Below are 21,704 nucleotides of genomic sequence, written 5' to 3' on the forward strand. Positions count from 1 at the left end.
GTGTCGGTGCTACAGGATGATCGTGACGGCATTGAGGAAAACCCGTATTGATGTGGGTCAAACCGAAGAGGTTTTGCGCTTGTAGAAACCCACCTCGGGCATTATGCTCGTCGGCCCTCGTTGGTCGCAAGCGTTGGAATGTTGCATAAATGCCCACCACTTGGGCCGGAGGTCGATGTGCCCCGCCCGGTGAGATTCGGGTAATTCGATCGTGTTATGGCGCAAATTGGTCGCGAAAGAATCACAAATGGACCACGTCTGGGCCGCCAGCGGGGGGTTCAACCCAGCGCCAGCCGCAGTTGCTCGTCCAGATGCAGCGTGGGCGTCACGCGCCAGCCGCTCTGCGCATAGCGCAGCCAGCGGCCCAGCACCAGATGCGTCAGCAGGCTGGCGTGCGCGGCCACATTGGCGTCCGGCGGCAGGCCGCCGTCCGTGATGGCGATGCGCAGCGATTGCTTCAGCGAAGTTTCGATGCGGTCGTTGATGTGGTTGATGCGCTCTTGCAGTCGGTTGTCTTCCGTGACCAGCGCATCGCCGGTCAGCACCCGCGTCATGCCCTTGTTGCGTTCCGAGAAGGTCAGCAGCATGGAGACGGTCTTGTGCGCTTGCGGCACGCCGTAGGGTTCGGCGGTGGCAATCTGGTTCACCAGCGTGAAGATGCTGGTTTCGATGAATTCGATCAACCCTTCGAACATTTGCGCCTTGCTGGCGAAGTGCCGGTAGAGCGCGGCTTCCGACACCTCAAGGCGCGCGGCCAGCGCAGCCGTAGTGATGCGGGCCGCATGCGGCTGCTCCAGCATTTCGGCCAGAGTCTGCAGAATCTGGGTCTTGCGCTCGCCGGGTTTGCTCGCCATGGAAGGTACTGCTCTCGCGCAGGCTTGACGGTGAATGGGGGGAGGAGCGCGCCGCTATCCCCGCAGGGGACGCCGGCGTAACAACAAATCACTGACGGAGTTTACCCGCAAGTCGACGTAGGCCGGACGATGCGAGCGGCCGCGGGAAAAAGGCGTGCCGGGGTGATAGACATGCACCGTGCGGACCCCGGCCCGGCGTGCGCCGCGCAGGTTGGCCAGGGTGTCTTCCACCAGGACCGCGCGGTGGGCGGGCACGCCTTCCCGCGCCAGCACATAGCGCAGCAGGGCGGGCGACGGCTTAGGCCGGAATTCACCATGCAACCGCATGTGCTCGATGGCCCACAGGCTGTCGAACTGGCGCAGGATGCCCAGCCGGGCCAGCACCGCCCGGGCGTATTGCAGCGGCGCGTTGGTCAGCAGCACCTTGCGGCCCGGCAACTGCCGCAGCTTGTAGGCCAGCGCCTTTTCGGCGCGCACCAGCGGGTTGACGTCGAAGTCGTGGCTGCGGTGCAGGAAGTCGTGCGGGTTCACGCCGTGGTGGCGCACCATGCCGATCATCGTGGCGCCGTAGCGCTTCCAATACCGGCGGCGCACGTCGTTGGCCGTGTCGATGTCCACGTTCAAGGCCTCGGCCACGGCCATCGTCATGCCGTGGTCGATCTTGGGGAAGATGGCGTGCGAGGTGTCGTGGAGCGTATTGTCCAGATCGAACAACCACAGGCGTTCGGGAACGCCCGTGGCCATGCGGCGCGAGCGGCGCACGCGCACCGCCGGTCGCAACAATTGTCGGCGCGCTTGCATCAAAAACGCCACCGGAGAGACATGGCAAAGCCGTCCCGATCCGGGCCGCGCGGATCCGGCTCCGCCGGTCCGCAGCGGCGCCCCCTGGGGGGAAGCGCGCAGCGCTGCGGGGGGGGCATCAATGCGAGCTGATCATCGTGCCGACGCCTTGATCGGTCAGGATTTCCAGCAGCAGGCAGTGCGGCACGCGGCCGTCGACGATGTGCACGGAATTCACGCCGTTCTTGGCGGCGTCCAGCGCCGACGAGATCTTGGGCAGCATGCCGCCCGAGATGGTGCCGTCGGCGAAGAGCTCGTCGATGGTCTGGGCGGACAGGCTGCGCAGCAGCTTGCCGGCCTTGTCCAGCACGCCCGGGGTGTTGGTCAGCATCAGCAGCTTTTCAGCGCCCAGCACTTCGGCCATCTTGCCGGCGACGACGTCGGCGTTGATGTTGTAGGCCGTGCCGTCTTCGCCGTAACCAATAGGCGAGATGACCGGAATGAACTGGTCGTCCTGCAAGGCCTTCACGACGGCCGGTTCGACCAGCGTGATGTCGCCCACGAAACCGATGTCGATCGGTTCGTTGGGGTTGTCCTTGTTGGCCATCAGCTTCTTTTGCGCCTGGATCAGGCCGCCGTCCTTGCCGGTCAGGCCCACGGCCTTGCCGCCGACTTCGTTGATCATCATGACGATGTCTTGCTGGACCTGGCCGCCCAGCACCCATTCGACCACTTCCATGGTCTCGGCATCGGTCACGCGCATGCCCTGGATGAAGGTGCCCTGCTTGCCGATGCGGCGCAGCGCGTCGTCGATCTGCGGACCGCCGCCATGGACGACCACCGGGTTCAGACCCACCAGCTTCAGCAGCACGACGTCGTGCGCGAAGCTGCGCTGCAAGCGCTCTTCCGTCATGGCGTTGCCGCCGTACTTGACCACGATGGTCTTGCCGTGGAATCGTCGGATATACGGCAGTGCTTCAGACAGCACAGCGGCTTTGACAGCGGGGGACGAAACGGCAGCAGGGTCGGGGGTGTCGGTCATGGCAGCTAAGTCGGCAAATAGGTATGAGTGGTTAGAAAAAATGCCTGCACAAAATCGCGTTCGGAACGCGGTAGCGCAAGCATACGACGGATTGTAGTACCCACAGGTTTCATATGCCTAAAACCTATGTCCATATGCCCGACAAATAACCGGCATTCAGGTAAATTGGGGGCGTTTTCGAGAGCGCGGCGCCCCGCAAAAGGGGGTGAATCCGCATCCGGGCGGACATGGGCCCCCATTTTTATCCCTATAAGAGGCAAAACATGCGTTTGAACTTCGTCCGCTCTGCCCTCGTGGCATCGGCCTTCCTGGTGGCGGCCAATGCCGCTCATGCTGAAAAAGTGGTGGTGGGCGCGACCCAGGTGCCGCATGCCGAGATCCTGGAAGTGGTGAAACCGCAGTTGGCCAAGCAAGGCGTCGAGCTCGACATCAAGGTGTTCAGCGATTATGTACAGCCCAACCTGCAACTGGCAGACAAGCAGCTGGACGCCAATTTCTTCCAGCACAAGCCCTATCTGGATTCCTTCAACCGGGACCGCAAGGCCACGCTGGTGCCGGTGGCGCTGGTGCACGTCGAACCTTTCGGCGGCTACTCCAAGAAGATCAAGAGCCTGTCCGAATTGAAGGACGGCGCCACGGTCGCCATCCCGAACGACCCGTCCAACGGCGGTCGCGCGCTGGTGCTGCTGCAAAAGCAGGGCGTGATCAAGCTGAAGGATCCGTCCAACATCCTCGCGACCGCTGCCGACGTGGTCGAAAATCCCAAGAAGCTGAAATTCCGCGAACTCGAAGCCGCGATGCTGCCGCGTTCACTAGACGACGTGGACCTGGCGCTGATCAACACCAATTACGCGCTGGAAGCCGGCCTGGTGCCGACGAAAGACGCGCTGTTCATCGAAGGCGCCGATTCGCCCTACGCGAACGTCCTGGTCACCCGCTCCGACAACAAGGACGCGCCGGGCATCAAGAAGCTGGTCGAAGCGCTGCACTCGCCCGCCGTGAAGACGTTCATCCAGGAAAAGTACAAAGGCGCCGTGGTGCCCGCGTTCTGAATCCGGCCGGTCTCCGGCCAAGCATGAAAAAACCGCCCATCGGGCGGTTTTTTCATGGGGCGGCGGCGGTGCGTCTAGCCTGCCGCCAGCGCCTTTTCCACGGTGGCGTGGAATTCGGCCACATCGTATTCGCCCAGATAGCGCTTGATGATGTGTCCCTGCTTGTCGATCAGGAAGGCCGTGGGCGTCAGGCGGATGTCGCCGAAGGCGCGGGCAATGTCGCCCTTGGTGTCCAGCGCCACGGGGAAGGGCAGCTTGCGTTGCTCGGCGAAGTTCAGCACGAAGTTGGGCGGGTCGTAGTCCATGGCGACCGCCACGGCCTCGTAGCCCTTGCCCGCGTACTGTTTATAGGCGGCGATGGTTTCCGGCATCTGCTTCACACAGGTCACGCAGCTGGTCGCCCAGAACTTGACCAGCACGACCTTGCCGCGCAGGTCCTGCATCGAGAAGGACTTGCCTTCCAGCGTGGTGAAGGTGACGTCGGGCGCGGTCTGGGCAGGGCGCCAGACGAACCATGCGCCGATGCCGACCGCGACCAGCACGGCCAGGGCTACGATGGCTTTTTTCATTTGATGGGCATGGCCTCTACGCCGTTGCTCGTGCCGGCTGCGTTGTTGCTGGGTGCCGCGCCGGCGCCGCTTTCAATGGGCGCCTTGGTTTCCGTGGATTGGTCCCGGGTGCTGCTGTTGGACAGCCGGATTGCTTCTTCCCGGCTGATGGTCTCGAACAGTTTAACCACCTTGGCGACCCCGCCGACGTCGGCGGTGGCGTTGGCGGCGTAATCGCCCTCGGCCTGGGTGACCTTGCCCATCAGGTAGACGACGCTGTGGTCCGTCGTGAGCGCGATGGTGCCGGACGGCACGTACTTGGTGTTGATCAGCGCCGTCTTCACCTTGGAGGTCAGCCAGGTGTCGTTCGAGCGGGTGCCGAAGGAGGCGATTGGGCCGACGTTCAACTGGTTGACGACCTGTTTGACGTTCTCGATGCCCTGCGCGATGGTGGTGGCCTGGGCCTTGGCTTCTTCGGTGGGCACGTCGCCCGTCAGCAGCAGGTGGCCGCCGTAAGCCATCGCGTTGACCCGGGCGGTGTCGCCCAATTTCTGCGAGATCTGGCTTTGCGCCTTGAAGGCCATGTTCTGGTCTTCAAGCTGGATACCGGATGTGCGGCGGTCCGTGACCACGACTGCCGTGGTGGCGGCGGCGCCGCCTACGATCAGGGGCGCGCAGGCCGTCAGCGAAAGCGCCGCGGTGGACATCGCGGCCGCGAGCATCAGGGGGCGGACGGCGGTTCTGACGTCAGAAATCATTCGGTGTCTCCAAGCAGAAGAGCGTCGATGCCATCGCACAGCGCGTGCAGCAGCAGAATATGGACTTCCTGGACCCGCATCGTGCGGTCGCTGGGAACACATAGATGGACGTCCATCGGCGTAATGAGTTCCCCCATGACGCCGCCGCCCTTGCCGGTCAGGGCAAGAACGTGCATTTCGCGCGCGCTGGCGGCTTCCATGGCGCGGACCACGTTGGGGGAATTGCCGCTGGTGGAGATCGCCACCAGGACGTCGCCGGCCTGGCCGAAGGCGTTGACCTGGCGCTCGTAGATTTCATCGAAGCCGTAGTCGTTGCCGACGGCCGTGAGGATGGCGGTATCCGTATTGAGCGCGATGCCCGCCAGCGGCAGGCGTTCGCGTTCGAAGCGGCCCACCAGTTCGGCGATGAAATGCTGCGCGTCAGCGGCGGATCCGCCGTTGCCGCAAGCCAGAATCTTGCCGTTGTTCGCCAGGGCGCCGAATAGCACGTCCACCGCCACTGCCAGCGGTTCGGCCAGGACGTTCATACTTTGTTCGCACGCAGCCATGGCGTCGCGAAAGTGCGACGTCATACGAGAGGTCATATCCATGGCCGCGATTATCTCACGGGGCGGTCATGCTGTTCTGTCGATCCGTAACGATGCTGCGGCAGGTCGTTACGGCGGCGTCCCGCCGGGGCCGGACCGGGGCGGACGCATGCGCAAATCAAGCCAGCAGGAACGCGCCGCGCAGCCATTGCGGCTGGCCGTCATCGAAGACCACGGCGTCGAAGCGGGCCGCGGGCGGCGTGCCGTGCCAGTGCCGCCGGGCCAGTTCCGGCAGCCATTGCGCCGCGGCGCGGGCCAGCCGGGCCTGCTTGTCGCGGCCGATGCTGGCCGCGGCGCCGCCGTATCGGGTGCGGCCGCGCGCCCGGACTTCCACGAAAACCAGCGTGTCGCCATCGCGCATGGCCAGGTCGATCTCGCCCGCCCGCGTCCACAGGTTGCGCGCCAGCAGCACGAGGCCCTGGGCCAGCAGCAGGCGCAGCGCGGCGTCTTCGTGGAAATCGCCGCGGCGTTGCATGGGCGAACGGCGCACGGGCGTGTCGTCCGGTGACGCGCTCGGCCGGGCGCGGCGGCGGCGCTTGTCCGCGCGGCGCCGGGCCACCAGCGCCAGTTCACAGGCCAGGCGCAGGGTGTCGTCCGTCATGGGGGCTCCGAAAGGGCGGGCATTGGCGGCTACACTGACATGGTTTTCCGTGTCAGTAGGCTGCAATGAATCAAAATGTCTCACCCCCGCCTGCCGGCGATGCCTGGAGCCGCGTTTCCGAACGCGTGGCCGGGCAGCATTGGCCCGCGTCGACCTTGTACGTCGTGGCCACGCCGATCGGCAACCTGGGCGACTTGGGGCTACGGGCCTGGCATGCGCTGCAACGCGCCGATGTGATCGCCGCCGAAGACACGCGGGCCAGCCGCACGTTGCTGGACGCCTGGGGCGTCAGCACGCCGCTCATGGCAGCCCACCGCCACAACGAGGCCGCCGCCGCCCAAGCCATCTGTGAACGCCTGGCGCAAGGCCAGCGCGTGGCGCTGGTGTCGGACGCGGGCGCGCCCGCCGTCAGCGACCCGGGCGCCCGTGTGGTGCGCGCGGTGCGCGAAGCGGGGTTCACCGTCGTGCCCGTGCCCGGTCCCAGCGCCGTCATCACGGCCTTGATGGGCAGCGGCGTCACGACCGACGAAAACCCGGCCTACGCGTTCGCCGGCTTCCCGCCGCCCAAGGCCGTGGCCCGCCAGCGCTGGCTGCGGTCGTGGTGCGCGTTGCCCGCGCCGGTCGTCATGTTCGAATCGCCGCATCGGTTGGCCGCCACCCTGGCCGACCTGCTCGAAGTCTGCGGCCCCGACCGCCAACTGACCGTGGCGCGCGAACTCACCAAGCGCTTTGAAGAGATCGCCACCTTCACGCTGGGCGAGTCCGCAGCCTGGCTGGCGGCCGACTCGCACCGCGAACAGGGCGAATTCGTGCTGATCGCTCACGCGCAAGCTGGACAAGACGTCGACGAGGACGCCGACCCGCGCACGGACGTGCTGCTGGACGCGTTGTTGGAATCGATGTCGGTGCGCGACGCCGCCCGCGTGGCCGCCAAGGTCACGGGCGTGGCGCGCGACGTGTTGTACAACCGGGCGCTGGCCCGCAAGAAGTCGTCGGAGTAAGGCATGGTGTATTCAACGGTCGTGTCGAACAAGCCCGCCGACCCCCTCGAACCGATCACCTATCGCGACATGGCCACGCCGCTGGGCCAGATGCGGCTCGTCGCCAGCCCCAAGGGCCTGCGCGGCGCCTGGTTCACCGACCAGGAACTGCTGCCGTCGGCCGATGGCTGGACGCAGACCGAAACCGACCCCATCCTGGAGCAGGCGCGGCGCGAACTGGAAGAATGGTTCGCGGGCCAGCGCCAGGGGTTCGACGTGCCGCTCGACCCCGTCGGCACGACGTTCCAGCATAAGGTCTGGCACGCGCTCTGCGCGCTGGATTTCGGCAAGCTCGCCAGCTATGGCGATCTGGCGCGCACCGTGGGACGCCCGAAAGGGGCGCAGGCGGTTGGCGGCGCGGTGGGCCGCAATCCGATCATCATCATCATCCCTTGCCACCGTGTGATCGGCGCCGATACGTCGCTGACGGGATTCGGCGGGGGCTTGCCGCGCAAGCAGGCGCTGCTGGCGCACGAAGGCAACCGGTACGTCAGCCGCAACCCGCGCGCGCGCCGCGTCTGCGACGGTCAGGCCGAATTGCCCTGGTAAGCCGTTGGCCCCCTGCGCTTATTGCGTGGCGATGCTCGGCAGGATGCCGATGCGGTCCGATACCCGCTGCACGGCGTTCAAGGCGCTTTGCCGGTCGGGGTAGGGCCCGATCCTGACCCGGTACAGGTTGTTGGATTGCTCTACCTGAGCAGGCGGCGCGCCTGCCGCACCCAACTGCGAATTGATGCGGGCGACCAGCGATTGCGCGTTGGCCGGCTGGCTGAAGGCGCCCACTTGCAGATACACGCTGCCTGCGCCGGCCACCGGGGCCTGGCGTACCGGGGCCGAGCCGGGCGCGGGGCCCGGCAGCGGTTCAGCGGTCAGCGCGACGGGCAGGGCGGCCACCGGCGCCAGAACGGGCATCGAGCCCGTGGCCGATGCGGGTTCCGGCGCCGCGGCCGGCGCGCCTTGCGAGGCCAGGCGGCGGATCTCGGCTTGCGGAATGCTCTCTACGACCACCTGCCCGCTGCCCGGCCCGATGATGCCCAGCTTGTACGCCGCGACGTACGACAGGTCCATGATCCGGTCGCTATGGAACGGCCCGCGGTCGTTCACGCGCACGACGATCGTCTTGCCGTTGACCAGGCTCGTGACGCGCGCATAGCTCGGGATCGGCAGCGTCGTGTGGGCGGCCGTCATGGCGTACATGTCGTAGGACTCGCCGATGGACGTGGAGTTGCCGTGGAATTTCTTGCCATACCAGGACGCCGTGCCGCGCTGCTTGTACGGCTGGCCGCTGGTGTCTGGCACATAGCGCTGGCCGAACACCACGTAGGGCCGGTTGGCGCCGCTGGCGTAGGGTTCGATGCGTGGCACCGCGTCGGGCACCTGGTCCAGGTTGGACGGCGGGTTGGCGTCCGGGCCGTCGTCCTTGTAATAGCCGCCGCCCTTTTTACGTCCACCGCTGGAAGAGCATCCCGCCACGGCAATGGCCAGGAACAGCATCAGGATCAGGTGGAGCGGGCGGGACAGGGTCATGCGGATTCGGCGGGCAATTGGTTGCGGTGGCGCACCAGCAGGGGATCGTGGTCGGCGAAGCGCAGCGCCAATTGTTCGACGACATAGACCGAGCGGTGCTGGCCGCCCGTGCAGCCGATCGCCACGGTCAGGTAGTTGCGGGTGTCTTGCGTGTACTGCGGCAGCCAGCGGTTCAGGAAGCCGGCGATGTCGTCGATCATCTGCCCGACCTGCTCGTACCCGGCCAGCCATGCGGCCACGGGTTCGTCGCGGCCGGTCAGCGGACGCAGGTTGCGGTCGTAATGCGGGTTGGGCAGGCAGCGCACATCGAACACCAGGTCGGCGTCGCCAGGCACGCCGCGCTTGTAGGCGAAGGATTCGAACGTCAGCACCAGCGGCGCGCGGTCCGCCTGGATCAGGTCGCGGACCCAGGCGCGCAGCTGGCCGGGCGTCAGGTCAGACGTGTCGATCACATGCTCTTGCTCGCGCAGCGGCGCCAGCAGTTCGCGCTCCAGCGCGATGCAGTCGGTGAGCGACGGCGGGGTGCCGCCGCGCTGCAGGCGGTCGGTCAGCGGATGGCGGCGGCGGGATTCGGAGTAGCGTTGCACCAGCGTCGAGGTGTTGGCGTCCAGGAAGACCACGCGCAGGCTGGTGCCCATGGCGCGCAGCGCCGTGACCACGTCGGGCAGTTCCGCCAGTTCGCCCGGGGACCGCACGTCGATGGCCACCGCGACGCGCTCCAGGCCGTCATCCCGCGCGTTGGCGATGAATTCGGTCAGGAACCGGACGGGCAGGTTGTCGACGCAGGTGTAGCTGGCATCCTCGAGCATGCGCAGGGCGACCGATTTGCCTGAGCCAGAGATACCGGTGACAAGGACGACTTTCAACATGGACATGATTGTGGCACGCTTTTCCAGGACGATGCCGGCGGGATGGCATCTGATATGGCCGTAAACTGGGAATCTGCGCCTGTACCGTTTCGGTGGCCCTGGCGTAAGCTTGGGCCCGGATACTTGATCGATTCACTTACGCGCCCCGCCGTCATGCGTTTCGGGGGATTGGAATTCGACCTAGATGTTAGCCCTCATTTCGTTTTGTAGTGTTTCACTGCCGCGGTTTGGGGCGATTTTCCGCGTGATGGCGGCAGCCGTTGTTGCCTTTATGGCAACGTCCGCGCTGGCGCAGCCGGCGGCCCAGGACACCTTGCGCCCCGACACCATGGCGGCCCGGGTCGCGGCCTGTACGGCCTGTCATGGGGCGCAGGGCAAGGCCGGCTCTGACGGCTACTACCCGCGCCTGGCGGGCAAGCCGCAGGAATACCTCTATCACCAACTGCTGAATTTCCGCGATGACCGTCGCCAGTACCGCCCCATGGCGCATCTGCTGGCCGGCTTGCCCGACGACTACCTGCGCGAGATGGCCGCGTATTTCTCCGGGCAGCATGTGCCGTATCTGCCGCCAGCGCGTGCGCCGGTATCGGGCGCCACGATGGAAGCCGGGCGCGCGCTGGCCTTGCATGGCGACGCCGCCCGCGGCCTGCCCGCCTGTGCCGCCTGCCACGGCACCGCCCTTGGCGGCCTGATGCCGGCCATTCCCGGCCTGCTGGGTCTGCCCCGCGACTACATCGGATCGCAGATCGGCAGCTGGAAGAACGGGCTGCGTCACGCCGCTGCGCCGGACTGCATGGCGGACATCGCCGACAAGCTCACCCCCGCCGACATCGGCGCCCTGGCGGCGTGGTTGTCGTCGCAGCCGGTCGTCGAGCCCTATGCGCCCGAGGCCGCCGGATCGCTGCGCCTGCCCGCCGAGTGCGGCAGCCAGGCGCAACGCTGACAGGGGGCCCCGATGAAACTGCTGAAGAAGATCCTCTGCGTATTGCTGTTGGCGGTGGTTGCCGCCGTGGGCATCCTGTATTGGCTGGGCACGCGCGACGACGCCAGCACCGGGCCCGCCGCGGCGTCCGCCGATGCCTCCACGCTGATCGAGCGCGGACGCTACCTGGCGCTGGCGGGCAACTGCATGGCCTGCCATACCAGCCGTGGCGGCAAGGCGCTGGCGGGTGGCACGCCGATCCCGACACCGTTCGGCACCGTGTTCGGCCCGAACATCACCCCCGACGACAAAACAGGCATCGGCACCTGGACCGCCGACGACTTCTGGCAGGCGCTGCACAACGGCAAGTCGAAAGACGGCACGCTGCTGTATCCGGCCTTCCCGTACACGGAATACACGCGCGTCACGCGCGCCGACGCCGACGCGCTGTATGCCTATCTGCGCAGCGTGGCGCCCGTCAGCCAGCCCAACCGCCCGCCAGAAATGGAGTTTCCCTACGACCAGCGCGCATTGCTGGCCGCGTGGCGCGCGCTGTACTTCAAACCCGGCGTGCAGGAGACCGACGCCGGGCAGTCGGTGCAATGGAACCGCGGGCGTTATCTGGTCGAAGGCCTGGGGCATTGCGCCGCTTGCCATACGCCGCGCAACAGCTTGGGCGCGACGCGCGCGTCGGAATCATTGACCGGCGGCGTCATCCCGGTGCTGGACTGGTACGCGCCGCCGCTCACCAACGACATGCAGACGGGCATGGGCCGCTGGACGGCGGCCGATATCGCGGCCTTGCTCAAGACGGGCATTTCCGCGCATTCCAGCGCCAGCGGCCCGATGGCCGAAGTGGTGCTGGGCAGCACGCAGCACCTGACGGACGACGACGCGTTGGCGATCGGCGTCTACATCAAGACGCTGCCCGCCACGCCGGCTTCCACGCCGAGGCCGAAGGTGGCGGCGGCGCCGGCCGCGATGGAACTGGGCAGCAAGATCTATGAACAGCAATGCGCGCAATGCCATCAGTCGAAAGGCGAGGGAAGCGGCACGGCCTGGCCCGCGCTGGCCGGCAACCCCACGGTGACGGCGCCGTCGCCGCTCAACGTGATCCGGATGGTGCTGGACGGCGGCTATGCGCCGGCGACGGCCGCCAATCCCCGGCCTCACGGCATGCCGCCGTTCGGGCAGATCTTGAATGACAACGACATCGCCATGCTGGTGTCCTACCTGCGCAACAGTTGGGGCAACGAGGCCGGCGGCGTCACCGCGCTTGAGGTCAAGCGGGCGCGCGCTGCGTCGACGCTGAACTGACGTTGCGCTGATGTCGCGCTAGCGCGGCCGGGTTGCCCGCGAAGAAGCCTGCCGCGCCAGTTCGCCCAGCACGCGAATGGCCGTGTCGTGGGCCGCGTCCCAGGGGTGGCCGTAGTTCAGGCGCAAGGCGCTGGTGAACTGGCCGCTTGCGGAAAATATCGGACCCGGCGCCACGCTGATGCCGCGCGCCAGCGCATCGCGATGCAAGGCCAGCGCATCCACTGCCGCAGGCAACTCCAGCCACAGGAAAAATCCCCCTTGCGGACGCGTCACGCGCGTGCCGGCAGGGAATTCGCGCGCAATCGCATCGGCCATGCGTTCTTGCTGCGATTGCAGCGTTTCGCGCAGCCGGCGCAGATGGCGGTCGTAGCCGCCCTGTTCCAGGTATTCGGCGATCGCGCCCTGCGCGGGGCCGGAGGCGGACAGCGTGGATGTCAGCTTCAAGCGCTGGACGCGCTGCGCGTAGCGGCCGGCCGAAGCCCAGCCGATGCGGTAGCCGGGCGCCAGGCATTTCGAAAACGATGAGCAATGCAGCACCAGCCCCTGCTTGTCGTAGGCCTTGGCGGGTACCGGCCGCGCGGCGCCGAAATATAGTTCGCCGTAGACGTCGTCTTCGATCAGCGGAATGCCGTGGCGCGCCAGCAATTCGACCAACTGCCGCTTCTTGTCGTCCGGCATCAGGCAGCCCAGCGGATTCTGGAATTGCGTCATCAGCCAGCAGGCTTTGGGGGCGTGCCGCTGGATGGCGGCTTCCATGGCGTCCAGATCGATGCCGGTGCGCGGATGCGTCGGCACTTCCAGCGCCTTCAGACCCTGCCTTTCAAGCGCCTGCAACGCGCCGTAGAACGTGGGCGCTTCGACCATCACGGTGTCGCCCGGCTGCGTGACCGCTTGCAGGCACAAGTTCAGTGCTTCCAGCGCGCCGTTGGTCACGACGATATCGCTGGCGGGCACGTTGATGCCGCCGATCAGGTAGCGCAGGGCGATCTGCCGGCGCAGGGCGGGATTGCCGGGGCTCAGGTCTTCGACGGTGTCCAGCGGATCGTGGCGTTTCAGGTGCACGGCCATCGCCTGCGCCAGGCGCGCCAGCGGAAACAGCAGCGGCGAGGGGAACGCGGACCCCAACGGCGTCACATCGCGGTTGCGCACCGAGCCCAGGATATCGAAGATGCGTTCGCTGATCGCGAGTTCGGTGGACTCGCCGCCGGGGCTTGACGGGCCGGGTTCGGGGGGCAGGGATTCGGCCGGGGCGTGCACGTAGTAGCCCGAGCGCGGCTGGGCGCGGATCAGGCCGCGCGCTTCAAGCAGGTAGTACGCCTGGAACACCGTGGAGGGGCTGACGCCTCGGGATGCGCAGGCATCGCGCACGGACGGCAGTTTGTCGCCCACGCGCAGCACGCCGTCCGCGATCGACTTGGCGATTTCGGCGGCCAGGGTTTCGTACAGGCTCACGGTGACGCGTGGCGACGCGCGTTCATTTGCTGCTTTGCAGGATCGCCATGGCTTGGCGTTCCATGAACTCGCCCAGCGTGTCGATGCCGCGCAGCTTGAGTATCGTGTTGCGCACGGCGGCTTCGACCAGGACCGCCAGGTTGCGGCCGGCGGCCACTTGCAGCATCACCTTGCGCACGGGCAGGCCCAGCATGTCTTGCGTGATGTCTTGCAGGGGCAGGCGCTCGAACTTGTCTTGCGCGGTGGCGCGCACCAGATGCACGATCAGCTTCAGGCGCATCTTCCGGCGCACCGAGGTCTCGCCGAAGATGGTGCGGATATCGAGCAAGCCCAGGCCGCGCACTTCCAGCAGGTTCTGCAGCAACTGCGGGCAGTGGCCTTCGATCATGTTGGGGGCGGTGCGCGAGAATTCCACGGCGTCGTCGGCCACCAGGCCGTGTCCGCGCGAAATCAGTTCCAGCGCCAGTTCGCTTTTGCCCAGGCCGGATTCGCCGGTGATCAGCACGCCCAGGCCCAGCACGTCCAGGAAGACGCCGTGCACGGTGGTGGTGGGCGCAAGCTTCTTGCCCAGGTAGATGCGCAGCAGGTCGATCAACTGGGCCGCGGCCACCGGCGTGGACAGCAGCGGCACCTGGTGCTGGTCGCATTGGTCGACCAGGTCTTGCGGCGGCGTCAGCCCGTCGGCCAGCAGAATGGCCGGCACGCCGCCAATCAGCAGCTCGTCCATGTGGTGCATGCGGCGGCGCAGGTCGAACCGCGTGTAGTACGCCAGTTCTTCCTGCCCGAACACCTGGATGCGCGACGGGTGGATCAGGTTCAAGTGGCCGACGAGGTCGGCGGCCGCCATGCCGTCATCGGGAATTGCGCGGTCCGCGGCGCCTTGGCCAGAGATCCAGTTGAAGGGGATTTTGTCGGCGTTGTCGTCGACGAGTTCCTGCACCGTGAGCATGGCAGCGTTTCCGCGGAGGGTCAGAGTTGGCCGGTCGTGAGCATCTTGTGGACGATGGCCGGGTCGGCCTCCGTGGCCAGGGCCTCGCGCAATGCCTTGTTGGACATGAGTTGAGCGAGTTCGGCCAGGATGTCCAGGTGCTGCTGGGTGGCCGTTTCCGGCACCAGCAGGCAGAGCAGCATCGACACCGGTTGCCCGTCGGGCGCGTCGAAGGTGATGGGCTGGGCCAGGCGGATGAATGCCGCCAGCGCCTGCTCCAACCCCTTCACGCGGCCGTGGGGAACGGCAACGCCCTGCCCAAGGGCAGTGGAGCCTAGACGTTCCCGGGCAAACAGGCTGTCGAACACGAGCGCGCGTGCCAAGCCATGGTTGTTTTCAAAAAGAAGGCCAGCTTGTTCGAACGCACGTTTCTTGCTCGTTGCGAGCATTTCGAGCACGACGTTGCCGGCGGGTAGGATGCGCGACAAATGATTCATCGGATCATTATATGGTTATATGACGCAGTGCAATAAATTGGCCTCGCGCCGCGCCCATTGTGTGGGCGGACGACAGCACGGCAAGAGCGACAGCATAGACTGATCGCGCCGCATTGTGGGCATTCCGGGGGCCAACGCCGCCTTCAAAAGCCGTTTGGGCGCGAAAAGCCGGGAAATCCACGACGCAACGACGCTTCTCCGGCGAAACCGGAAATTCAGGGACAAAGCTTGGGGTGGGGGTGATGCCAGGAGGGGGGCAGTGCGGGGAGTTTGCCGATGCCCCGGCTGGACTGACGTCTAGCGGGACACCGGGACTTAGGCAGGATTTTTACAATCGCTGTTTAGCTTGATCGCCCAGGGCGAGTGGTCATGAAGCGCATTACTGCTGGGGTGGCGAGAGGCTCGCCGCTTGCCGCTTCACGGACTCCGCTGAGTGACTTCGTACCTTGTCCTTGTGCTTGATGACCTGACGGTCGACTTTGTCAGCAAGAAGGTCTATGGCTGCATAGAGGTTTTCATCGGTTGCTTCACAATGAATGTCCTTACCGCTTAGACGCATGGTGATTTCGGCTCTATGCCGCAGGGGCTCTACTGAGAGCATGACCTGGGTATCGATGACGTGATCGAAATGCCGCAGCACTCGCGCCAATTTGTTCATGACATATTCCCGGATTGCCGGGGTGACGTCGAGGTGACGACCGCAGATGCTCAGGTTCATAGTGTGCTCTCCTTCTAAAAGAGAAAAATGGGTGCGCAAAATGCGCGATGAGGTCGTTAGGCGTTCTCCTTGATTGGGTGGCTTCGTTAAGTACTAGTGTATAGACTCGGGCCGATAAAACAAGCTGACCTAGCGCAAGAACATGGCATTTTTATGGCGGAGTCCCTGGGGCGTATCCCCCCTTGCCCGCAGGGGGCTAGGGGTCTTCCCCAAGGTGCCTGTTACATGCGGAAGTGCTCGCCCAGATAGACGCGGCGCACGGCCGGATCGCCCACGATTTCGTCGGGGTGGCCGTCGGTCAGCACCTTGCCCTCGCTGATGATGTAGGCGCGGTCGCAGATGCCCAGCGTTTCGCGCACGTTGTGGTCGGTGATCAGCACGCCGATGCCGCGGCCCTTCAGGAAGCGGACGATGCGCTGGATTTCGATGACGGCGATGGGGTCCACGCCGGCGAAGGGCTCGTCCAGCAGGATGAAGCGCGGGCTGGTGGCCAGCGCGCGCGCGATTTCCACGCGGCGGCGTTCGCCGCCCGACAGCGAAATCGCGGCATTGCTGCGGATGTGGCCGATCTGGAGCTCTTCCAGCAAGGACTCCATCTGCTCGTTGATCTTGGGCGTGGACAGCGGGCGTCCGTCCGCGCCGACCTGCAGTTCCAGCACGGCGCGGATGTTCTGCTCGACCGTCAGGCGGCGGAACACGGAGGCGTCCTGCGGCAGGTACGACAGGCCCATGCGCGCGCGCTTGTGGATCGGCATCGCCGTGATGACGGAGCCGTCGATTTCGATGCGGCCGGCGTCCGCGGGCACCAGGCCCACGATCATGTAGAAACTGGTGGTCTTGCCGGCGCCGTTGGGGCCCAGCAGGCCGACGACTTCGCCGCTGACCACGGACAGGGACACGTCCTGCACCACGGTCCGGCCGTTATAGGTCTTGCGCAAACCGGTTGCGCGCAGGCTGCCCTGCTTGACCCCCGAGGGGGTGGAGGTCACGGGTGTCGGCACAGAGGGTTGGTTCATCGTGGCTGCGAGTGGTGTGGCATGGGGGGCGGGTTAACGCCCTTTCTTGGCGGCTTGCTGCTTGCGGCATTCGGCGACTGCCGCATCCGACTTGGCGCGCGGTTCCGCGACCGAGCGGACCCGTCCGCCGGCGGCGGCGGAATTGGGGCCGCCCTGGGCTTCGTAGGTGCCGGTTTTCTCGTTGTAGCGTACCCGTTCGCCGCGAATCGTGTCGAACGGTTTGCCACAGACGTAACGGACCACCACGGCTTGGCCGATCAGGTCGAAGGTGCTCTTGGTGCCGTCGTATTCGGCGCGCAGGCCCTTGCCTTCGATCAGTTCGAACGTGTCGGGGCGTTCCTGGCGGATGGTCACGACCTTGCCTTTGGTGGCGGTGGCCGTGCCGTACTGGCCGCCCTGGGCGTCCTCGTGCATTTCCAGCGTATCGGAGGTCAGCGTCATCAGGCCGCGCGTCATGTTGACGTTGCCCGTGAAGACGCTTTGTTTTTTCACGTCGTCATAGTGCAGAGTGTCCGACAGGATCAGCGTGCTGGGCTCCTCGGCGGGGGTCGCCGCCTTGCTGGCGCCGGCCGCGGGCTTGGGCGCGGCGTCCTGCGCGTGCGCCGGCGCAAGCACCGAAGCCGTCAGCAGGACCGCGCCGAGCAGGCGGGTCGTCGGGGCAAGGAGAATCCGGAGGTCGGTCATGGTTTCTTCTGGTCAGAGTTGTTGGCGGGTATCTCGGTCTGGCGCTGTTGCTTGCCTTCGGAACCGGCGATCTCGACGTCCGTTGACGCGAATACCTGCAATTGGCGTGTTTTGTTGTTGTAGTGCATGCCCTTGCCGTTCATGCGCGAACGGCCCTTGATCACTTCGGCGGGCAGGTCGGTGAACACCACGTCTTCGTCGGGCATGATGATCAGTTGCTGGCTGCGCACGTCCAGCACGTCGTTGTTGGCGTCGGGCTGGCGATGCACGTGGGCGTCGCCGTTCATGACGATGCGCTTGCCGCCTTGCTCCATCACGGCGGTCTTCGAGACGCCCACCGTGATCGGGTTGGCTTCGCGCTGGCCCACCGCGCGTGGCGAGGTGATGTGATAGGAGTCGTCGTCCGGAAAGTGTTCGGCGTATTCGCCTTCCAGCCGGTTGATCGGGCGCCCCGTGGGATCGGTGCGCAGCATCACGAAGTCGCGCGACCACGCGTCCATCTCGTGGGTGATGCGGCGCGGCGGGTCCACCTGGATGGCGCGCTGCGCGTAATCGGCCGCCCACCACGAACTGGTGACCAGCACCAGCAGGAGGAACAGCGCGATCAGTGAAGGGAAGCGTTCTTTCATCAGATTCGCCGCAAAGGCGTGTGCGTATTCAAAAGGGTCATTGGATGGCGCCGGGGCCCAGCAAGCCGGGCGCCGCCAGGAACGCGCCCAGGCGTCCCTGCGAGGCCAGCAGCAGGTCGCAGCATTCGCGCACCGCGCCGTTGCCGCCCGATTGCGTCGAGATCCAATGCGCCGCCTGGCTGACATAGCCGGGCGCGTTCGGCACGCTGACGGCGAAGCCCGCGCGCTGCATGGCCGGCAGGTCGATGACGTCATCGCCCATATAGCCGGTCTGGTTCAGTTGGACACCGTTGCGCTGCGCAAGTTCTGCCAGGGCCGAACCCTTGTCGCGCACGCCCTGCATGACTTCCGCGATGCCCAGTTCCGCGGCGCGGCGCGCCACGATGGGGCCGGAGCGGCCCGTCATCAGCGCCACCTTCAGCCCGCCTTCCATCAGCAGGCGCAGGCCGTGGCCGTCCAGCGCATTGAAGCGCTTCTGCAGTTCGCCGTTTTCGCCGTAGTAGAGGCTGCCGTCGGTCAGCACGCCGTCGACGTCGAATACCATCAGGCGCACGGCCGCGGCGCGCTCGCGCACGGGGGCGGGGATTCGGGCAAGGACCAGCGCTTCGGCCGGGTGAGTCACGGAAGCAGGAAGATTCATAGTCATACCACTTTAGCGGCCATCAGATCGTGCATGTGCAAGGCGCCGAGCAGCGCGCCGTCATTGTCCAGCACCAGCATATGGTTGAGCCGTTGTTCGTCCATCTGCTGGGCGGCCTCGACGGCAAGCGCGTCGGGGTTGATGCTGCGTGGCGACCGGGTCATGCCCGCCTCCACGGTCAGACTGCGGATATCGCCGTGCCGGGCGATCAGGCGGCGCAAGTCGCCGTCGGTGAAGATGCCCAGCGGGCGGCGCTGCGCGTCGGTCACGACCGTCATGCCCATGCCTTTGGCGGACATGACTTCCAGCGCCTGAGACACCGGGGTACCCGCCAGCACGATCGGCAGGGCGTTGCCCTGGCGCATCACGTCGCGCACGTGGGTCAGCAGGCGGCGGCCAAGGGCGCCGCCCGGATGCGACCGCGCGAAATCCTGCGGGCCGAAGCCGCGGGCTTCCAGGCAGGCGACGGCGAGGGCGTCGCCCAGGGCCAGCGCAGCCGTGGTGCTGGCGGTGGGCGCCAGGTTCAGCGGGCAGGCCTCCTGGGCCACGCTGCCGTCCAGGTGCACGTCGGCCAGCAAGGCCAGTTCCGATTGCGGATTGCCGGTCATGGCCACCAGCTTGGCGCCCATGCGGCGCGCCACGGGCAGGATCGTCAGGAGTTCCTGGCCCGCGCCCGAATACGAGATGGCGATGACGACATCGTCCTGCGTGATCATGCCCAGGTCGCCATGGACGGCTTCCGCGGCGTGCACGAAGAAGGCGGGCGTGCCGGTCGAGGCGAACGTCGCCGCGATCTTGCGGGCGATATGGCCGGTCTTGCCGATGCCGGTGACGACCACGCGGCCACGACACGCCAGCAGCAGGGCGACGACCTGGGTGAAGGCGTCGTCCAGCCGGGCGGACAGGTCCAGCAGACCCTGACTTTCGATTTGCAGCGTTCTCCGCGCAGATGCCAGCGCGGTATCGGACGATGTAGTGGGATGATCAGTCATGCAGGGATTTTAATATCAGTATGCGGGTTTGCCCCCAGCAGGGGCGTATGGCATCCTGGCGGCTGTTTTCAACGGCTTTCAATCCTTCTATCCAGGCCCGCTCCATGTCCAGCATTTCCAGCCCCGTCCTTGGCACGCCCCTGTCCCCCCTGGCCACCCGAGTCATGCTGCTCGGATCCGGCGAATTGGGTAAAGAGGTCATCATTGCCCTGCAGAGGCTGGGCGTGGAAGTCATCGCGGTGGACCGGTACGCCGATGCGCCCGGCCATCAGGTGGCGCACCGGGCGCATGTGGTCTCGATGACCGACGCGGACGCCCTGAAGAAGATCATCGAACAGGAACGGCCGCACGTTATTGTCCCCGAAATCGAGGCTATTGCCACCAGTTTGCTGGTGGAGCTGGAAGCGGCCGGCGTGGCGCGCGTCACCCCGACCGCCCGCGCAGCCCAATTGACCATGAACCGCGAGGGCATCCGCCGCCTGGCGGCCGAGACCCTGGGCCTGCCCACGTCCCCCTACAAATTCGTTGATTCCGAGGCGGAATTGCGCGCCGCCATCGACGGCGGCATCGGCTACCCCTGCGTCATCAAGCCAGTCATGTCCTCGTCGGGCAAAGGCCAGTCGGTGATCAAAAGCGCGGACGATGTGGCGCAATCCTGGCGCTACGCCCAGGAAGGCGGCCGCGTGGGCGGCGGCCGGGCCATCGTCGAAGGCTTCATCCGCTTCGACTACGAAATCACGCTGTTGACCGTCCGCGCCCGCGGCGCCGACGGCCAAGTCGAGACCCGCTATTGCGAGCCCATCGGCCACAAGCAGGTCGACGGCGACTACGTCGAAAGCTGGCAGCCACACCCCATGTCGCCCGCCGCGCTGGACCGCGCCCGGGAAATCGCCCTGGCCGTCACGGCCGATCTGGGCGGGCTGGGCATCTTCGGCGTCGAGCTCTTCGTGGCCGGCGACCAGGTCTGGTTCTCTGAAGTCAGCCCGCGCCCGCACGATACGGGGATGGTCACCATGATCACCCAGGCTCAGAACGAATTCGAACTGCACGCCCGCGCGCTGCTGGGGCTGCCGGTGGATACCCGCTTGCGTCAGCCGGGCGCCAGCAGCGTCGTCTACGGCGGGGTGGATGCCGCCGCCGTGTCGTTCCACAACGTGGCCGAGGCGCTGGCCGAACCCGGCACCGACATCCGCCTGTTCGGCAAGCCGGAATCCTTCGTCAAGCGCCGCATGGGCGTGGGTCTGGCCGTGGCCGACGACGTGGCCACCGCCCGGGCCAAGGCCAAGCGCGTGTCCGCCGCGGTCTCGGTCAAGGCCGGCTGACACTGTCGGACAAATCCGTCCCTTTTTGATTTCCGCCGGGGCGCGCGCCCTTTCGCAGCCACCCGCCTCACGGCCGGTGGCTGTTTGCATTGGGGCAGCCGTCTCCGGCCACCTCAGGCGCGCACGGTGTCGGGTCAGTCGTTGCGCCCCGTGAGGGCGAGACTTGCGCCATTGCCCCTACCGGCAGTATGGTTTGCGCTTTCGCACAGTTTGTTCGATAATTTCAGGAATTACTGAAAGCGGTGTAACTGTATATATCAACCCAACGGGTATATCAGCCAAGCCACGCTCCTGACCCGCTGGCGCCGATAACTCATGGTTCTCACTCCTCAAAACGAACGTTTCGTGCTGCATTTCGGCGAAATGGGCAGCCGTTGGGGCGTGAACCGCACCGTCGGCCAGATCTACGCCTTGCTGTTCCTGCACCCCGATCCGCTGAATGCCGACGATATCGCCGAGACCTTGGGGTTTTCGCGTTCGAACGTCAGCCTGGGGCTGAAAGAGCTGCAGTCCTGGCGGCTGGTCAAGCTGATCCATCAAGTTGGCGACCGCCGCGACTACTTCGAGACGCCCAAAGACGTCTGGGAGATCTTCCGCATCCTGATGGAAGAAAAGCGCAAACGCGAAATCAACCCCACGCTCACCCTGCTGCGCGACACCCTGCTGGAGACCCCGTCGGGGCCCAACGACGCCTACGCGCAACAGCGCATGACCGAAATGCTGGAGCTCATCGAACTGTCTTCCGGATGGTTCGATGAGGTTCAACGCCTGCCCCCGGAGACGGTGCAAAAGCTCATGCGACTGGGTTCGCAAGTGCAGAAAGTGCTGGGCTTCGCCGGCAAATTGCGGGGCAAGGGCTAAGTTGCCCATGCGCCCCGATTTTTCAGGAAACCTCTATGAAGTTGTTTGCAACGCCCGTAACATGGCGC

25 protein-coding genes are annotated in these 21,704 nt (G+C 65.9%); 7 read left to right on the plus strand and 18 right to left on the minus strand.

From position 1 onward, the window contains the following. Window positions 1-278: 278 nt before the first annotated feature. The 3 genes from slmA to argB all read right to left on the minus strand — a co-directional run bounded on the left by slmA (window position 279) and on the right by argB (window position 2,676). A complete protein-coding gene (gene slmA / locus A9973_RS30455) occupies window positions 279-854 on the minus strand; it encodes a nucleoid occlusion factor SlmA (protein ID WP_183011903.1) in 576 nt (191 codons plus the stop codon). 54 nt (window positions 855-908) lie between these two features. Next, window positions 909-1,655 carry a pyrimidine 5'-nucleotidase gene (locus A9973_RS30460; RefSeq protein WP_183011902.1) on the minus strand — a complete coding sequence of 249 codons (747 nt, stop codon included), beginning with the start codon at window positions 1,653-1,655 and terminating at the stop codon, window positions 909-911. 118 nt (window positions 1,656-1,773) lie between these two features. Continuing rightward, window positions 1,774-2,676 carry an acetylglutamate kinase gene (argB, locus tag A9973_RS30465; protein WP_006224740.1) on the minus strand — a complete coding sequence of 301 codons (903 nt, stop codon included), beginning with the start codon at window positions 2,674-2,676 and terminating at the stop codon, window positions 1,774-1,776. Window positions 2,677-2,939: 263 nt separating this feature from the next. Between argB and A9973_RS30470 the strand changes: the two genes are divergently transcribed. Beyond that, window positions 2,940-3,728 (plus strand): MetQ/NlpA family ABC transporter substrate-binding protein, encoded by a 789-nt coding sequence (locus A9973_RS30470; RefSeq protein WP_183011901.1) that lies wholly within the window; start codon window positions 2,940-2,942, stop codon window positions 3,726-3,728. Window positions 3,729-3,802: 74 nt separating this feature from the next. Here the strand turns inward: A9973_RS30470 and A9973_RS30475 are convergent, their stop codons facing one another. The 4 genes from A9973_RS30475 to A9973_RS30490 form a co-directional block, all read right to left on the minus strand. After that, entirely contained in the window at window positions 3,803-4,297 is a 495-nt protein-coding gene (locus A9973_RS30475; RefSeq protein ID WP_183011900.1) for a peroxiredoxin, read from the minus strand. Then, entirely contained in the window at window positions 4,294-5,034 is a 741-nt protein-coding gene (locus A9973_RS30480) for a BON domain-containing protein (RefSeq protein WP_183011899.1), read from the minus strand. The genes A9973_RS30475 and A9973_RS30480 overlap by 4 nt, the downstream gene beginning before the upstream one ends. After that, window positions 5,031-5,624, minus strand: a complete 594-nt coding sequence (locus A9973_RS30485; protein ID WP_169274276.1) for a phosphoheptose isomerase — start codon at window positions 5,622-5,624, stop codon at window positions 5,031-5,033. The genes A9973_RS30480 and A9973_RS30485 overlap by 4 nt, the downstream gene beginning before the upstream one ends. Window positions 5,625-5,739: 115 nt before the next feature. Continuing rightward, on the minus strand, window positions 5,740-6,222 hold the full coding sequence (locus tag A9973_RS30490; RefSeq protein WP_183011898.1) for a YraN family protein: 483 nt from the start codon (window positions 6,220-6,222) through the stop codon (window positions 5,740-5,742). Window positions 6,223-6,287: 65 nt separating this feature from the next. Between A9973_RS30490 and rsmI the strand changes: the two genes are divergently transcribed. Next, a complete protein-coding gene (gene rsmI / locus A9973_RS30495; RefSeq protein WP_183011897.1) occupies window positions 6,288-7,223 on the plus strand; it encodes a 16S rRNA (cytidine(1402)-2'-O)-methyltransferase in 936 nt (311 codons plus the stop codon). Between the two features lie 3 nt (window positions 7,224-7,226). Beyond that, window positions 7,227-7,811: a methylated-DNA--[protein]-cysteine S-methyltransferase gene (locus A9973_RS30500; RefSeq protein ID WP_183011896.1), complete on the plus strand. Its 585-nt coding sequence runs from the start codon at window positions 7,227-7,229 to the stop codon at window positions 7,809-7,811. An 18-nt stretch (window positions 7,812-7,829) separates the two neighbouring features. Here A9973_RS30500 and A9973_RS30505 read toward each other — a convergent pair whose 3' ends face one another. Next, a complete protein-coding gene (locus tag A9973_RS30505) occupies window positions 7,830-8,789 on the minus strand; it encodes a septal ring lytic transglycosylase RlpA family protein (protein ID WP_183011895.1) in 960 nt (319 codons plus the stop codon). Further along, complete coding sequence (gene rapZ / locus A9973_RS30510; protein WP_183012271.1) at window positions 8,786-9,658, minus strand: RNase adapter RapZ; 873 nt, start codon at window positions 9,656-9,658, stop codon at window positions 8,786-8,788. Before rapZ ends, A9973_RS30505 begins: the two co-directional genes overlap by 4 nt. Before the next feature lie 184 nt (window positions 9,659-9,842). Here rapZ and A9973_RS30515 point away from each other — a divergent pair, with 184 nt between their 5' ends. Continuing rightward, a complete protein-coding gene (locus A9973_RS30515; protein WP_183011894.1) occupies window positions 9,843-10,601 on the plus strand; it encodes a c-type cytochrome in 759 nt (252 codons plus the stop codon). Window positions 10,602-10,613: 12 nt separating this feature from the next. Further along, on the plus strand, window positions 10,614-11,897 hold the full coding sequence (locus A9973_RS30520; RefSeq protein ID WP_183011893.1) for a cytochrome c: 1,284 nt from the start codon (window positions 10,614-10,616) through the stop codon (window positions 11,895-11,897). Window positions 11,898-11,915: 18 nt separating this feature from the next. On the opposite strand, the gene A9973_RS30525 is transcribed toward A9973_RS30520, so the two are convergent. From A9973_RS30525 to A9973_RS30565, 9 genes are all read right to left on the minus strand, one after another. Continuing rightward, window positions 11,916-13,349, minus strand: a complete 1,434-nt coding sequence (locus tag A9973_RS30525) for a PLP-dependent aminotransferase family protein (RefSeq protein WP_183011892.1) — start codon at window positions 13,347-13,349, stop codon at window positions 11,916-11,918. 22 nt (window positions 13,350-13,371) lie between these two features. Further along, complete coding sequence (hprK, locus tag A9973_RS30530) at window positions 13,372-14,298, minus strand: HPr(Ser) kinase/phosphatase (protein WP_006216298.1); 927 nt, start codon at window positions 14,296-14,298, stop codon at window positions 13,372-13,374. Window positions 14,299-14,318: 20 nt separating this feature from the next. Beyond that, window positions 14,319-14,774: a PTS sugar transporter subunit IIA gene (locus tag A9973_RS30535; protein ID WP_183011891.1), complete on the minus strand. Its 456-nt coding sequence runs from the start codon at window positions 14,772-14,774 to the stop codon at window positions 14,319-14,321. Between the two features lie 379 nt (window positions 14,775-15,153). Beyond that, window positions 15,154-15,492, minus strand: coding sequence for a ribosome hibernation-promoting factor, HPF/YfiA family (gene hpf / locus A9973_RS30540; protein WP_006216296.1), 339 nt, complete (start codon window positions 15,490-15,492; stop codon window positions 15,154-15,156). Window positions 15,493-15,713: 221 nt separating this feature from the next. After that, entirely contained in the window at window positions 15,714-16,508 is a 795-nt protein-coding gene (lptB, locus tag A9973_RS30545; protein ID WP_183011890.1) for an LPS export ABC transporter ATP-binding protein, read from the minus strand. 33 nt (window positions 16,509-16,541) lie between these two features. Continuing rightward, entirely contained in the window at window positions 16,542-17,192 is a 651-nt protein-coding gene (gene lptA / locus A9973_RS30550; RefSeq protein ID WP_183011889.1) for a lipopolysaccharide transport periplasmic protein LptA, read from the minus strand. Then, window positions 17,189-17,821, minus strand: coding sequence for an LPS export ABC transporter periplasmic protein LptC (lptC, locus tag A9973_RS30555; protein ID WP_183011888.1), 633 nt, complete (start codon window positions 17,819-17,821; stop codon window positions 17,189-17,191). The genes lptA and lptC overlap by 4 nt, the downstream gene beginning before the upstream one ends. A gap of 37 nt (window positions 17,822-17,858) precedes the next feature. Beyond that, window positions 17,859-18,467, minus strand: a complete 609-nt coding sequence (locus A9973_RS30560; RefSeq protein WP_183011887.1) for an HAD family hydrolase — start codon at window positions 18,465-18,467, stop codon at window positions 17,859-17,861. Further along, a complete protein-coding gene (locus tag A9973_RS30565) occupies window positions 18,464-19,453 on the minus strand; it encodes an SIS domain-containing protein (RefSeq protein WP_183011886.1) in 990 nt (329 codons plus the stop codon). Before A9973_RS30565 ends, A9973_RS30560 begins: the two co-directional genes overlap by 4 nt. Before the next feature lie 104 nt (window positions 19,454-19,557). On the opposite strand from A9973_RS30565, the gene purT reads away from it, so the two are divergent. Together purT and A9973_RS30575 are read left to right on the plus strand one after the other, a co-directional pair. Beyond that, complete coding sequence (gene purT, locus A9973_RS30570; protein ID WP_183011885.1) at window positions 19,558-20,775, plus strand: formate-dependent phosphoribosylglycinamide formyltransferase; 1,218 nt, start codon at window positions 19,558-19,560, stop codon at window positions 20,773-20,775. Window positions 20,776-21,090: 315 nt separating this feature from the next. Beyond that, entirely contained in the window at window positions 21,091-21,636 is a 546-nt protein-coding gene (locus A9973_RS30575; protein WP_105555912.1) for a GbsR/MarR family transcriptional regulator, read from the plus strand. Window positions 21,637-21,704: the final 68 nt, after the last annotated feature.

The sequence above is a fragment of the Achromobacter sp. UMC46 genome, assembly GCF_014170335.1.
GTDB lineage: Bacteria > Pseudomonadota > Gammaproteobacteria > Burkholderiales > Burkholderiaceae_B > Achromobacter.